Raw genomic sequence first — 13,512 nt, 5'->3', positions numbered from 1 at the left:
TACGAAAGACGGTTTACTGGTGCGGGGCGTACCAGCTGGCCAACCCGTCCTGCAGGCGCTTGCCGGCGTCCTCGGGCGATTCCTCGCCCTTGATCACCTGAGCCGATGCGTTCCAGGTCTCGTTCTCAAGGTTGGGCGTTCCACGCGACAGGATCTGATAGGTGGACCGGATGGTCGAGTTGCACTCGTTCCGCCAGCTGACGAATTCCTGTGCCAATGGGTCCTCCATCGCCACATCGAAGCTGGAGAGAGAAAAGAAGCCGGGCAGCGCGTTTGCATAGATCTGCGCGAATTCCTCGGAACCGACCCAGTTCAGGAAGGTGCGTGCCGCATCGGCGTTGGGCGACGCCGCGTTCAGACCAATGGCGATGTCGGTGTGATCCGAGATATAGCACTCGTCCCCGGCATTCTGGACTGGCGGCTTGAAAGCGCCCATCTCGAAATCGGCCAGGTTGTTGAAGCCGCTGATCTCCCAGCTGCCGGCCGGATAGATGGCGGCGCGGCCCAGTGTGAACAGGTTCTGGCTGTCGGGATAGGTCTGCGCTTCGAACCCGTCGCCCAGATAGGCACCCCATTTGGCCAGCTGGCGGTAGGGGGCGACCCACGGCTCGTCCGTCAGCTTCTGAGAACCTTCGATCAAGGCGAGGCGACCTTCTTCACCCTTCCAGTAGTTCGGCCCGATGTTGTTGTAACCCATGGTGGCCGCTTCCCATTGATCATTGGTGCCCATGGCCATGGGGATATAGGTGCCGTCTTCCTTGATCTTGTCCAGAACGGCAAAGAACTCGGCTTCGGTTTCCGGAACCGACAGGCCCAGCTCGTCGAACGCGTCCTTGTTGTAGATGAACCCATGGATCACCGAGGCCATCGGCACGCAGAAGGTGGCCGATCCGTCATCGGTCTGCCACGCTGATTTGGCGACGTCCGAGAAGTTCGCCATGCCCTCCAGATCAGAAAGATCGGCCAGCTTGCCTGCCTCGTACAGGCCAAGTGAGGTGTCGAAGGGACGGCAGGTAATCAGGTCTCCGGCCGAACCGGCATCCAGTTTGGCGTTCAGGGCGGCGTTGTATTCCGCGGGGGCTGATGGGGTGAACTTGATCTTGATGTCGGGATGCTTGGCTTCAAAGGCCGGGATGATCTTTTCCTGCCACAGGGCCAGGTCGTCGTTGCGCCAGCTCTCGATGGTCAGCGTGGTTTCGGCCATTGCCGCACCGGCCAGGGCCGATGACGCCAGTAGCACGGCGGTCAGTGTGGTTATTCTCATGATGTATTCTCCCTTTGGTCTTCTTCTTGGTTCAAATCTGGTCCAACGCAGGGCGCAGATGGCCGCCCGATGCCGCCAGCAGTTCACTGGCCTGCGCCCGAGTTGCGGCACCGGCGGCCAAAAGCACGGCAAGCTTCAGGTTGCCTTCGGCGCGATCGAGGGCATCAGCGGCGTGCTGAGGTGTGGCGCCGGTTATGTTCCGGATGATTCCTTCTGCACGCTGACGCAGCTTGGCATTGTCGGCGACCACGTTGACCATCATGCCGTCATGCACATGCCCCAACCTGACACCCATGAGGGTCGAGAGCATGTTGAGCGCCGCCTTCTGCGCGGTTGCGGCGCCCAGTCGGGTCGATCCTGCAATGACTTCGGGCGGGGTGTTCAGGCAAATTGCGCAATCGGCGTGCTCGAACAGCGAAGCGTCGGCGTTGTTGGCGATGCAGATGGTTTTGGCGCCGCGGGACTTTGCAATTCCGGCAAAGGTCAATGGGTAGGGCGTGGTGCCGCTGGCGGATATCGCGATCACCGTGTCCGTGGGGCGGAGGTCGGCAGCGGCGATTTCGGCCGTCCGAGTGTCATCTTCGGTGTGGCCCGGCATCTCTGCCCCGGTTGGTATGCCGCCGGCCATGCAGATGGCGATCGAATCTGGCGACAGGCCGAATGTTCCCGGTATTTCCGCCCCATCGGCCAAGCCCATCAGCCCGGACGACCCGGCGGCGGCATAATAGAGCCGCCCCCCGGCGCGGATGGTTTCTGCCATCAATGCCGCACCTTTCGAGATATCCGGAAGGCAAGCATCCAGCCCGTTCAGCGCGGCTTTCTGCGCATCCAGCAGCAGGCGCAGAACTTCGGTGTCCGGGCGCAGATCCAGCCCCTCGGATTCGTCGCGCAGCATTTCGGTTTGCGGCAGCATTTGCTGTGTCATGTGATTCCCCTTTGGCACCGAAGATAATACCTATATAATACCTTTTGTCTACCATTCGTTTCAAATCGCCAAATACCCACCAAAAAGCGCAAAAAATAGCGAGTCTTGGCCACAAGAGGTCTTTTTTTCATCCAAAAGGTATTGTAAAGGTATCTATATGGATGAGTCCCTCCCATATCTCATTGCAATTGACGGTGGCGGTACGCGCTGCCGGTTTGCCATGGCCGGCCCCACCGGGCGGCATGATCTGGTTCTGGGAAGCGCCAATGTCTATTCGGATCGCGCGGCGGCTATCTCAACGCTGAATGCCGGGCTGCGGGCACTGGCCGAGCGTGCTGCGATGCCCGAAGCGGCTTTGACCGGGATTCCGATCTACGCAGGGCTTGCTGGCGTGACCGACGCGGACACAGGCGCTGAAATCGCACGGCACCTGCCATCGCGCATTGTGCAGGTCGAGGATGACCGCCGCTCGGCCGTGGTTGGGGCGTTGGGGCCGGTCGATGGATGTTTGATCGGGATCGGCACCGGATCGTTCCTGGCGCGGCAAAGCAATGGCGAAATCCGGTTGATTGGCGGATATGGGGCACTCATCGGTGATGATGCGTCCGGGTATTGGCTGGGACAGCAGCTGCTGCGGCGGGTGTTGCTTGCAGCGGACGGAATAGCCCCCGACAGCGCGCTGACACGATCCGTACGCAGACGTTTTGACGAAGACCCGATGCAGATCGTGCGATTTGCGGGGCAGGCACGGCCGGCCGAAATCGCAGACTTCGCACCCGAAATCATTGCGGCGGCTCAAAAAGGCGATGTGGTGGCCGTGGCCCTGATGCGCGAGGGCGCCGATTATGTCGCTGCAGGGCTTCAGGCCCTTGGTCGCGATGATGCCGAGCCGGTCTGTGCAGTGGGCGGGGTGGCATCGCTTTACATCCCCTATCTTTCCGCCGAGGTGCAGAGCGTGATGATCGAACCGGCGGGCACCGCCCTTGACGGGGCGCTCCAGCTCGCCGCACAGCTGGCCGAGCGCGCCAGATTGGGGGCAGCATGACCGCCGAAACGATCGAAACCTTCCTCAGGACCGGTGACTGGATGCAGCGGGCCGTTGGGCCGCGGTACGTTCGGTTGCGCAAGCGGATCGAAGAGGGCATCGAGAATGGTCTGCTGGCGGAAAGTGCACCGCTCCCGGCCGAACGCGAGATCGCAAATCTCACGGGCCTTTCCCGCGTCACCGTGCGTCGGGCGATGCAGGATCTGGTAGATCGGGGAATCGTCATTCAGCGCCAGGGCTCGGGCAGTTTCGTGGCCGACGGCACGCCTCGTGTCGAGCAATCTCTGTCACGGCTGACCTCGTTCACCGAGGACATGAACCGGCGCGGTCTTGAATCCTCAAGCGAGTGGCTTGAGCGCGGTGTGCACACTCCGTCGCCCGAGGAGGTGATGGCGCTGGCCCTGTCCTCGGGTGAAGCGGTTGCGCGCATCTCGCGCCTGCGTATGGCCAATGATCGGCCCATGGCGATCGAACGGGCCTCGCTGCCGATCGACATTCTACCGCGCCCGCAGGAGGTCGAAGCCTCATTGTACGAAGTCCTGGAGCGGGATGGAAACCGGCCAGTACGGGCGCTGCAGCGGATATCGGCGATCAATCTGGACAGCGCCGACGCGGGTTTGCTTGGGGTCGAACCCGGTGCGGCCGGACTGCGCATCGTTCGAACATCATACCTGTCCAATCGGCGGGTCGTTGAATTCACTCGGTCGATCTATCGCGGCGACGCCTATGATTTTGTCGCCGAATTGCGGTTGGCCAACAGCTAGGACACATCATGCAACAGCAGATCACCCGGATGCGCCGGGAAATTGATGAAATCCCTGTGGCGGTAGAGCGGCTTCTGAGCCGCGGTCAGGCAGATATTGAGGCGGTCGCCTCGGTTGCCCGCGAACTGGACCCGACATTTGTCGTGACGGTCGCACGCGGGTCTTCCGATCACGTCTGCACCTACCTCAAATACGCGTCGGAAATCCTGTTGGGTGTGCCGGTGGCCTCGGTCGGGCCGTCGATCGGATCAATCTACGACTCGGTTCTGCGCATGCGCCAGGCGATGTGCCTGTCGGTGTCGCAATCCGGCAAAAGCCCCGACATCGTGGCCATGGCTCGCAATGCCCGACGCGACGGCGCATTGACAGTAGCGTTGACCAACGACGCGGCTTCACCGTTGGCCGAAGTCAGCGATCACGCCATAGAGATACAGGCGGGCCCCGAACTGAGTGTTGCGGCCACCAAGACATTCGTCACGTCGGCGGTGGCCGGCTTGTGGCTGTTGGCAGAGTGGGGGCAGGATGCGGCGTTGCTGGCGGCGTTGCGCGACCTGCCCGAGCAGCTGGATCAGGCGGCCCGGATCGATTGGCCCGAAGTGCGTGACGCTATCGGTGCTCACCCGTCATTGTTCACGCTTGGCCGAGGTCAGGCACTGGCTGTATCGAACGAAGCTGCGCTGAAGTTCAAGGAGACCTGCCAGTTGCACGCTGAAAGCTATTCCTCGGCCGAGGTTCTGCACGGGCCGGTGTCCATCGTCGAGGACGGTTTTCCGGTACTCAGCTTTGCAGCGGCAGATGCGGCGGAGCCTGCGTTGGCGGAGGTGGCCGACGCGATCAGCGCCAAGGGTGCCCGTGTCTTTGCGACCACGGACAGGGTTACTGCCGCGACGCGCATTCCGCATGTCCGCACGGGGCATGCCCTGACTGATCCGCTGAGCTTGATCGTCTCCTTCTACGCGATGGTCGAGGCCTTTGCCGCCTCGCGCGGGATCGATCCGGACGCACCGCGGCATCTGAACAAGGTGACGGAAACCGTATGACCAGCGAACTGCAGGCTCTGGCGGGCGCGGACATTCTGACCCCTGCAGGTATCCTGCAGGATCATGCCCTTCTGTTCGCGGAAGGGCGTATCGAGGGCGTGACGCCTGTCTCGAACACTCCTGGCACAGCGAGGGTGTCGCGGCTGGACGGTGGCCTGCTGGTTCCGGGCTTCGTCGATCTGCAAGTGAATGGCGGGGGCGGGGCAATGCTGAACAACGCCCCCGAACTGGAAACGCTCCGGACCATGTCGCGGGCCCATGCTCGTATCGGAGCAACGTCGATCTTGCCAACGCTGATCACGGATACGCCTGAGGTCACGCGCCGGGCCATCGCGGCCACGATTGCAGCCGTGAACGAGGGTGTTCCCGGCATTGTCGGGCTTCATCTGGAAGGTCCGCACCTGTCCCAAGCCCGCAAGGGTGCACATGATGCTGCCCTGATCCGACCGATGGCGCAGGCTGATTTGGATTTGTTGCTGGACACAGCCGCGCAGTTGCCGGTTCTCAAGGTTACGGTGGCGCCGGAAAGCGTGACCGATGATCAGATACACGCCATGACCCAAGCGGGGATCGTCGTCTCGCTGGGCCATACGGATGCGAGTTTTGAAACCTGTCAGAAAGCGGCTCAGGCCGGGGCGCGTTGCGTCACACATTTGTTCAATGCTCAGAGCCAGATGGGTAACCGAGAGCCCGGCGTCGTAGGCGCGGCGCTGGCGCTTGGCGAGCTGTCTGCGGGCCTGATCGCTGATGGAATTCACGTCCACCCGGTTTCAGTGCGCAATGCCATCCGGGCAAATAATGGGCCGGGTAGTGTCTTCCTTGTTAGCGACGCTATGGCGACCGCCGGGTCGGATATCGACAGCTTCCTGCTGAACGGACGGCAGATCTTGCGCGACGGCAACCGGTTGACCCTCGCCGATGGAACGCTCGCCGGTGCGCATCTCGAGCTGTTGGACGCGGTTCGCAACGTGGTTGCATTTGCGCAACTGCCTTTGCAAGCTGCTTTCGACATGGCGACCCGGTTGCCTGCGGACTTGATCGGTAGAACAGATCTTGGCCGTTTGGCGGCCGGTGCCAGCGCCAATGTGCTGCATGTCTCCGACCACGGGCTGCTCCAGGTCTGGCAGGAAGGTCACCCACTCAGCTGACGGTTTGCAGGCCGACTTTTGGTCGTCTGATTTTTTCGACATGTCGGACCCTGGGCCGTTCATGTCGGGAATCTACATTGTGCACATCTTGTATTCTTCTTAGCCTTGGTGTCGGGCGCAAGCTTCACGCGTGCCCGGCAAGAGGATTGAGATGACGCCCGTGTTCAGATTTCAGGGGATCTATACCCCCGTGGTGACGCCCTATGCGGATGATTTCAGCGTCGATTGGGATGCGCTGGCCGAGGTGATCGAATACCTGGTCGAGAATGGCGTGCACGGTCTGATCTCGGGCGGATCCACCGGCGAAAACTATGCCCAGACCGTCGATGAAAGGCTGGAACTGGCGCGTTTTACCCACCAACGACTGAAGGGTCGGCTGCCTTTGGTGGTCGGGACCGGCGCGATGTTGACGCCGGATTCGATCGCGTTGGCCCAAGGCGCGCGCCAGATCGGGGCCGATGCCATCCTGCTGGCCAGCCCGCCCTATTCGGTACCGACGGACCGGGAAAACGCCCTTAATGCGCTGGCCATCGACAAGGCGGCCGATCTGCCGGTGATGCTGTACAATTATCCGCACCGCACCGGCACGATGATGGGGGCTGAGTTCCTCGACCGTGTGGGGCGCAGCCGCAATTTCTGCGGCATCAAGGAAAGCTCGGGCGACATCAACCGTGTACACATGCTGGCGCGGAACTATCCGCATATCCAGCTGGGCTGCGGCATGGACGATCAGGCGCTGGAATTCTTCGCCTGGGGCGCGCCGTTCTGGGTCTGTGGCGGGTCGAATTTTCTGCCGCGCGAGCATGTGGCGCTGTATGAGACCTGCGTGCTGAAGGGCGATTTCGCCAAGGGCCGCCGGATCATGTCGGCGCTGATGCCGTTGATGCGGGTGCTCGAACAGGGCGGCAAGTTCATCCAGACCATCAAGCATGGGGTCACGATGAACGGCATCCCGGCGGGCGCGGTGCGGCCGCCTCTGAAGGGGCTGAACAAGGATGACACGCGCGCGCTGGAACAGGTGACCCGCGTGCTGAAACGCAAGATCGCAGACATCATGGCGGAGGGCTGAGGCATGGGCTTGCTGACACGGGACGAATACGCATCCATCGCCGCCGGGCTGGACCTGCCCACCGGCGCATTCATCGACGGCGGCTATCGCCCGGCGATATTGGGCGCGGTGTTTCCCACCGTGAACCCGGCCACCGGCGCGGTGCTGACCGAGGTCGCGGCCTGCGCCGCCGCCGATGTGGACCTGGCCGTGGAAAAGGCGCGCGAGTCCTTCGATGACGGCCGCTGGTCGCGCCTGCACCCGTCGGCGCGCAAGGATGTGTTGATCCGGCTGGCCAAGCTGATGACCCGCAATGCCCGCGAACTGGCGGTGATGGAGAGCGTCGACAGCGGCAAGACGATCCATGACTGCGAAACCGTCGATGTGCCCGAGGCGATCCACTGCCTGAAATGGCATGCCGAGGCGATCGACAAGATCTATGACCAGGTCGCGCCCGCCAGCGACGACCACATCGCGATGATCCTGCGAGAACCGATCGGGGTGGTGGGGTTGGTGCTGCCGTGGAACTTCCCCCTGCTGATGCTGGCCTGGAAGATCGGCCCGGCGCTGGCGGCCGGGTGCTCGGTTGTTGTGAAGCCGGCGACGGAAACCCCGCTGACCGCCCTGCGTCTGGCCGAACTGGCGGCCGAGGCCGGGCTGCCGCGCGGGGTTCTGAACGTGGTTCCGGGTGGCGGCGCCGAGGTGGGCGAACCCATCGGGCGGCATATAGATGTCGACATGGTGTCCTTCACCGGCTCGACCGTAACGGGCAAGAAATTCCTGTCCTATGCCGCCGAAAGCAACGCCAAGGAGGTGGTGCTGGAGATGGGCGGCAAGAACCCGGCCATCGTGCTGGAGGATGCCGAGAACCTCGACCGGGTTGCCGCCCATGTGGTGAACGGGGCGTTCTGGAACATGGGCGAGAATTGCTCGGCCACGTCGCGCCTGATCGTGCACCGCGCGGTCAAACCCGAGTTGCTGGAGCGCATCGCCCATCACGCCCGCCAGTGGACTGTGGGCGATCCGCTGGACCCTGCAACCCGGCTGGGCGCGCTGGTCAGCAAAGACCATTTCAACAAGGTCTGCGGCTATCTGGACAAGGCACCGTCAGTTCTTCTGGGCGGCAAGGCCGAGAACGGGTTCGTCGAAGCAACCGTGGTCGAGATTCCGGACAATGACGCGCTGCTGGCGCGCGAGGAAATCTTTGGGCCGGTCCTGTCGGTGATCGAGGTCGCGGGGTTCGATGAGGCCATCGCGATGGCCAATGACACGCCATACGGGCTGTGCGCGTCGCTATTCACCGCCAATGCCAAGCGTGCCCTGCGCGGTGCCCGCGCGATCCGGGCCGGAACCGTGACGGTGAACAGCTTTGGCGAGGGCGACATCTCGACCCCGTTCGGCGGCTACAAGCAGTCGGGCTTTGGCGGGCGGGACAACGGGCTGCACGCGCACGACCAGTACACGCAGCTGAAGACGCTGTGGATCGACCTGTCGGATGATGCCGACGAGGCGGTGGATTGACGCGGTTCACCGCTTGCCGCCTGCCGGTGCAGCGCGGCCCGGCGGCGTGGAATGCCCTGCTGGACCCGCAACCTGCCGCGCGTCAGCTTTCGGACAAAATCACCGCAGATTTCACCATCGTGGGCGCCGGTTTTGCCGGGCTGTCTGCTGCGCGGCGTTTGCGGCAACTGGCGCCCGATGCGCGGATCGTGGTGCTTGAAGCCGGGCGTGTGGCGGAAGGCGCGGCGGGGCGCAACTCGGGCTTCATGATCGATCTGCCGCATGATCTGGCCTCGGACGACTATGCCGGGGCGGGCGATGACCGGGCGATGATCAGGCTGAACCGGCAGGCTATCGCCTTTGCCCGTGCGGCGGTCGAGGAATACGGCATTGACCCCAACTATTTCGATCCGGCGGGCAAAGTGAACGGCGCGGCCAGTCCGGCGGGACATGCGCACAACCAAAGCTATGCCCGCCATCTGGACAGCCTCGGCGAGCGGTCCGAGATGCTGGACCGGCAGCAGATGCAGGAACTCACTGGGTCCAGGCACTATGTCTCGGGGCTGTACACGCCGGGCACGGTCATGCTGCAGCCGGCGGGCTATGTGCGCGGTTTGGCGGCGGGGTTGGCGGCCGATGGGGTGCAGATTTTTGAATGCGGCGCGGTCACTGGGTTCCAGCGCGACGGGGCGGGCTGGCGCGTGCAGACCGCGCGTGGGCAGGTCTCGACCGGCCGGCTGATCCTGTCGGTGAACGGCCATCTGGAAAGTTTCGGGGTGGAACGTGGCCGGCTGATGCAGCTGTTTCTGTTCGCGGCGATGACGCGAGAACTGGAGGCCGATGCGCTGGCCCGGCTGGGTGGCCAGCCGCGCTGGGGCGTGACCCCGTCCGATCCGATGGGCGCCACCATGCGCCGGATCGACACCGGGCAGGGCGGCAACCGGATCATCACCCGCACCTGCGCCGTGCTGCGCCCGGGCATGGAGGCGCGGGCAGCGGACCTGCGGCGCGCAGCTGCGGTGATGCGGCGCAAGTTCGACCGGCGCTTTCCGCAGTTGCGCGGCATCGCGATGGAGTACGAATGGGCCGGCCATCTATGCCTGAGCCTGAACGGCGTCTCGGTCACCCGCGAGATCGAGACCGGCGTTTATTCCGCCTGCGTCCAGAACGGGTTGGGCACAGCGCGCGGCACCCTGACCGGGATCGCAGCGGCCGAAATGGCCTGTGGCGTGCGGTCCGGGATCAGCGAGCATTTCGAAGCCGAGGACCGTCCCAAACGCCTGCCGCCCCGACCGTTGTCTGAGGTCGGCGCCAACATGGTGCTGCGCTGGAAGGAATGGCGCGCGCGCAACGAATGAAAAAGGCCCGCCTGACAGGCAGGCGGGCAAGTGGAGTGTTTCCTAACAGTGCTGGTTCAACTCGTCGGCGGCGGGGATCTCCCGCTCCCGCCGGGCGATGTAGTCGCGCAATGCCTCGTCGGTGGCCGGGTCCAGGCGGGGCTCTTGATACTCGGCCAGCAGCTTGCGGGCGTGGTTCAGGGCGCGCTCGGTGATCTCGACTTCGCCCTCGGCCACCCATTGTTCGATCGAGTTGTTGTCGAACAGTTCGGGCATGAAGAACGCCTCCTGGAAATTGTCCTGCGTGTGCGGATGGCCCAGGTAATGCCCGCCGGGGCCGATATCGGATACGGCCGCAACGGCCTCGTCGAAATCGTGCCACTTCGGGCCCTCGGCCATGCGGTAGGCCATGGCGCATTGCTCGGCATCGACAACGAACTTGGCGGTCGAACAATGCATCCCGGCCTCGTTCCAGCCCGCCGAATGCCAGATATAGTTGGCCCCCGCATGGATCACCGCCGACAGCGTCGTCGCCGATTCATATCCCGCCTGCGCATCGAATGTCTTGGCCCCGCCCAGCGTGTTCGAACTGCGCCAGGGCACGCCGTAGTGCCGGGCCATCTGGCCGATCATGAAGTTCATCAAGCTGATCTCGGGCGTGCCGGCCATCGGCGCGCCGGATTTCATGCTGACGGTCGACAGGTAGTGCCCGTAGATCGCGGGACAGCCGCGCCGGATCACCTGCGTATAGGCCAGCGCGCTCAGCGCCTCGGCGTTCAGCTGCGCGACCGTCGCCGGCACGCTCGCAGGTGTGTTGGCCCCGCCCAGCACGAAGGGCGAGCACAGCACCGGCTGGTTGCGGCGGCAGAAGGCGCGCATCGCCCCCAGCATGGTCTCGTCCCAGACCAGCGGCGAGTTGCCGTTGCAGTTGCCGGTGGTGACCGGGTGATCCTCCATGAACTTTGCGCCGAACAGGATCGCACACATCTCCATCACGTCTTCGGCGTTTTTGGGCGAGGTGGTCATGCCCATGAAGGTCTTGTCGGAATACTTCATCGACGAATAGGTGATGCGTAGGTGGCGCTGGCTGATCGGGTGATCATAGGGTTCCACGATGTGGTGAGCCGAGGAATGCAGCGCGGGCAGCATGTGGCTGAGCTTGTGGAACATCGCCAGATCGTCCAGCGTCGGATTGCGGCGCACGTCGTCGAGATCGCGCAGAAACGGCGCGCCGGTCATCGGCACGAAAATCGCGTGCGGTCCGCCTAGGCGCACATTCTTGCGCGGGTTACGGGCGTAATAGGTGAAATCCGAGGGGATCGTCGCGATCAAGTCGCGGACCAGCCCGCGATCAAGATATATCCGCTCGCCGTCGACTTTGGCTCCAGCCGCCTTCCAGGCGGCCAGCGCGATCGGGTCGCGGAACTGCACGCCAACGTTTTCGAGGATGTCCATTGAGGCCGCGTCGATCCGCTCGACCTGTGACCCGTCCATCACCTCGCACAGCGGGATGTTGCGGGTCAGGCCCGGCAACATGTCAAAGCTGGGTGCGGTGCGCAGGGCGCGGCGGGCGGCGCGGCCTCCGCTGCGGACGCGGGTGGCGATCTGGGTCATTCTGGGCCTCCTTTGACACCAGTCTGACCGCTGACCGGGGGCGCGACCTGCAGGATTGCGAAATACTGTTGCGGAATGCGACATCGGACCCGTGCATTGCCCGCAACAGCTGCTAAGCTGCGCTCCGCAGGATCAGGAACAATGCACAGAGCAGGCCGAGAATGAATTCCGCCACATCTGAAACCGCCCGGCTTGAGGGCGAGTACGATTATATCATCATAGGCGCGGGTACCGCGGGCTGCGTGCTGGCCAACCGGCTGACCGAGGACCCCAAGACACGGGTTCTGCTGCTCGAGGCGGGCAAGTCGGACAACTACCACTGGGTCCACATCCCGGTGGGGTATCTGTACTGCATCGGCAATCCGCGCACCGACTGGATGATGAAAACCGCGCCCGAGCCTGGGCTGAATGGGCGGTCGCTGGTCTATCCGCGGGGCAAGGTGCTGGGCGGGTGCAGCTCGGTCAACGGGATGATCTACATGCGCGGGCAGGCGGCCGACTATGACCATTGGCGGCAGCTGGGCAATGCGGGCTGGGGCTGGGACGATGTGCTGCCCTATTTCCTGAAATCCGAAGATCACCACGCCGGCGACAGCGAAATGCACAGGTCCGGCGGCGAGTGGAAGGTTCAGAAACAGCGGCTGAGTTGGGAGATCCTGAAAGCCGTGCAGGACGGCGCGCGCGAGATCGGCATCCAGCCGCGCGCCGATTTCAATGACGGCAACAACGAAGGCTCGGGGTTTTTCGAGGTCAACCAGAAGAACGGCGTGCGTTGGAACACGGCCAAGGGATTTCTGCGCCCGGCGAGGAAACGGCCCAACCTGCGGGTCCTGACCGAGGCCGAGACGCTGGGCCTGATCCTCGAAGGCAAGACCGTGCGTGGCGTGCACTTTGCCCGTGGCGGCACCGAATACCGGGCCTTGGCCGGGGCCGAGGTTCTGCTGGCGGCGGGGTCGATCAACTCGCCCAAGCTGCTGGAACTGTCGGGGATCGGCGACCCTCAGGTGCTGGCGGCGCAGGGGATCGCGGTTCAGCATGAAAACGCGGGCGTGGGGGCAAACCTGCAGGACCACCTGCAGATCCGAACCGTGTTCAAGGTGCAGAACGCGAAAACTTTGAACACCATGGCCAACAGCCTGTGGGGCAAGGCGCGCATCGCGGCGCAATACGCCCTGACCCGGTCGGGTCCGATGGCGATGGCGCCCAGCCAGTTTGGCATGTTCACCAAATCCGACCCGATGCTGGTCACGCCGGATCTGGAATATCACGTGCAGCCGTTGTCGACCGACCGGCTGGGCGACCCGCTGCATCCGTTCCCCGCGATCACAGTCTCGGTCTGCAATCTGCGGCCCGAAAGCCGGGGGCACTGCCACATCACCACGCCCGATCCGAAGGCCCAGCCCGAGATCAGGTTGAACTACCTCTCGATCGAGCGTGACCGGCAGGTGGCGGTCAAATCCGTGCAGCAGGCCCGGCGGGTGATGGCCGCGCGGGCGCTGGCACCCTACCACCCGCAAGAGGTTCTGCCGGGCCCTGAGATCAACGACCAACAGGGCCTGCTGGATGCGGTGGGCGACATCGCCACCACGATCTTTCACCCGGTCGGCACCTGCCGCATGGGCAGTGACGCCGCCGCGGTGGTCGATCCACGGTTGCGCGTTCGGGGTCTGGAGAAGTTGCGGGTGGTCGATGCCTCGGTCATGCCGAAGATCGTGTCGGGCAATACCGCCTCGCCGGTGATCATGATCGCGGAAAAGGCTGCCGACATGATACGCGGACGGGCATGAGCACGGCACACGGGGCTTGCGGCTTGGCCCGTCGGACATA

At 63.7% G+C, this 13,512-nt stretch carries 11 protein-coding genes; 8 read left to right on the top strand and 3 right to left on the bottom strand.

Going from position 1 to position 13,512, the window contains the following annotated elements; genetic code table 11:
• Positions 1-13: 13 nt before the first annotated feature.
• The gene (locus ACR0CU_RS13580; protein WP_170447866.1) at positions 14-1,264 is read right to left on the bottom strand and encodes an ABC transporter substrate-binding protein; all 1,251 of its coding nucleotides are present in this window, start codon (positions 1,262-1,264) and stop codon (positions 14-16) included.
• 31 nt (positions 1,265-1,295) lie between these two features.
• The gene (locus ACR0CU_RS13575) at positions 1,296-2,189 is read right to left on the bottom strand and encodes an N-acetylmuramic acid 6-phosphate etherase (protein WP_254437598.1); all 894 of its coding nucleotides are present in this window, start codon (positions 2,187-2,189) and stop codon (positions 1,296-1,298) included.
• Between the two features lie 157 nt (positions 2,190-2,346).
• On the opposite strand from ACR0CU_RS13575, the gene ACR0CU_RS13570 reads away from it, so the two are divergent.
• From ACR0CU_RS13570 to ACR0CU_RS13540, 7 genes are all read left to right on the top strand, one after another.
• Positions 2,347-3,234 carry a glucosamine kinase nucleotide-binding domain-containing protein gene (locus ACR0CU_RS13570; protein WP_170447864.1) on the top strand — a complete coding sequence of 296 codons (888 nt, stop codon included), beginning with the start codon at positions 2,347-2,349 and terminating at the stop codon, positions 3,232-3,234.
• Positions 3,231-3,998, top strand: coding sequence for a GntR family transcriptional regulator (locus ACR0CU_RS13565; protein ID WP_170341182.1), 768 nt, complete (start codon positions 3,231-3,233; stop codon positions 3,996-3,998). The genes ACR0CU_RS13570 and ACR0CU_RS13565 overlap by 4 nt, the downstream gene beginning before the upstream one ends.
• Positions 3,999-4,006: 8 nt before the next feature.
• Positions 4,007-5,038, top strand: a complete 1,032-nt coding sequence (locus ACR0CU_RS13560; protein WP_170447862.1) for an SIS domain-containing protein — start codon at positions 4,007-4,009, stop codon at positions 5,036-5,038.
• Complete coding sequence (nagA, locus tag ACR0CU_RS13555; RefSeq protein WP_170447860.1) at positions 5,035-6,186, top strand: N-acetylglucosamine-6-phosphate deacetylase; 1,152 nt, start codon at positions 5,035-5,037, stop codon at positions 6,184-6,186. The genes ACR0CU_RS13560 and nagA overlap by 4 nt, the downstream gene beginning before the upstream one ends.
• 151 nt (positions 6,187-6,337) lie before the next feature.
• Positions 6,338-7,255, top strand: a complete 918-nt coding sequence (locus ACR0CU_RS13550) for a dihydrodipicolinate synthase family protein (RefSeq protein WP_170447858.1) — start codon at positions 6,338-6,340, stop codon at positions 7,253-7,255.
• A gap of 3 nt (positions 7,256-7,258) precedes the next feature.
• A complete protein-coding gene (locus ACR0CU_RS13545) occupies positions 7,259-8,755 on the top strand; it encodes an aldehyde dehydrogenase (protein WP_170447856.1) in 1,497 nt (498 codons plus the stop codon).
• A complete protein-coding gene (locus ACR0CU_RS13540) occupies positions 8,752-10,092 on the top strand; it encodes an NAD(P)/FAD-dependent oxidoreductase (protein WP_170447854.1) in 1,341 nt (446 codons plus the stop codon). Before ACR0CU_RS13545 ends, ACR0CU_RS13540 begins: the two co-directional genes overlap by 4 nt.
• Before the next feature lie 42 nt (positions 10,093-10,134).
• Here ACR0CU_RS13540 and ACR0CU_RS13535 read toward each other — a convergent pair whose 3' ends face one another.
• Positions 10,135-11,685, bottom strand: a complete 1,551-nt coding sequence (locus tag ACR0CU_RS13535; protein WP_480643228.1) for a trimethylamine methyltransferase family protein — start codon at positions 11,683-11,685, stop codon at positions 10,135-10,137.
• Positions 11,686-11,846: 161 nt separating this feature from the next.
• On the opposite strand from ACR0CU_RS13535, the gene ACR0CU_RS13530 reads away from it, so the two are divergent.
• Positions 11,847-13,472: a GMC family oxidoreductase gene (locus ACR0CU_RS13530; protein ID WP_480643226.1), complete on the top strand. Its 1,626-nt coding sequence runs from the start codon at positions 11,847-11,849 to the stop codon at positions 13,470-13,472.
• The last annotated feature ends 40 nt before the right edge of the window (positions 13,473-13,512 follow it).

This window comes from Ruegeria sp. BC2, assembly GCF_056539245.1.
This window is presented reverse-complemented; position numbering and strand designations above follow the sequence as displayed.

Bases quoted from the DNA above. Each gene is read 5' to 3' on its own strand.
- ACR0CU_RS13580 (WP_170447866.1), bottom strand. From the start codon at position 1,264: ATGAGAATAACCACACTGACCGCCGTGCTACTGGCGTCATCGGCCCTG.
- ACR0CU_RS13575 (WP_254437598.1), bottom strand. From the start codon at position 2,189: ATGACACAGCAAATGCTGCCGCAAACCGAAATGCTGCGCGACGAATCC.
- ACR0CU_RS13570 (WP_170447864.1), top strand. From the start codon at position 2,347: ATGGATGAGTCCCTCCCATATCTCATTGCAATTGACGGTGGCGGTACG.
- ACR0CU_RS13565 (WP_170341182.1), top strand. From the start codon at position 3,231: ATGACCGCCGAAACGATCGAAACCTTCCTCAGGACCGGTGACTGGATG.
- ACR0CU_RS13560 (WP_170447862.1), top strand. From the start codon at position 4,007: ATGCAACAGCAGATCACCCGGATGCGCCGGGAAATTGATGAAATCCCT.
- nagA (WP_170447860.1), top strand. From the start codon at position 5,035: ATGACCAGCGAACTGCAGGCTCTGGCGGGCGCGGACATTCTGACCCCT.
- ACR0CU_RS13550 (WP_170447858.1), top strand. From the start codon at position 6,338: ATGACGCCCGTGTTCAGATTTCAGGGGATCTATACCCCCGTGGTGACG.
- ACR0CU_RS13545 (WP_170447856.1), top strand. From the start codon at position 7,259: ATGGGCTTGCTGACACGGGACGAATACGCATCCATCGCCGCCGGGCTG.
- ACR0CU_RS13535 (WP_480643228.1), bottom strand. From the start codon at position 11,685: ATGACCCAGATCGCCACCCGCGTCCGCAGCGGAGGCCGCGCCGCCCGC.
- ACR0CU_RS13530 (WP_480643226.1), top strand. From the start codon at position 11,847: ATGAATTCCGCCACATCTGAAACCGCCCGGCTTGAGGGCGAGTACGAT.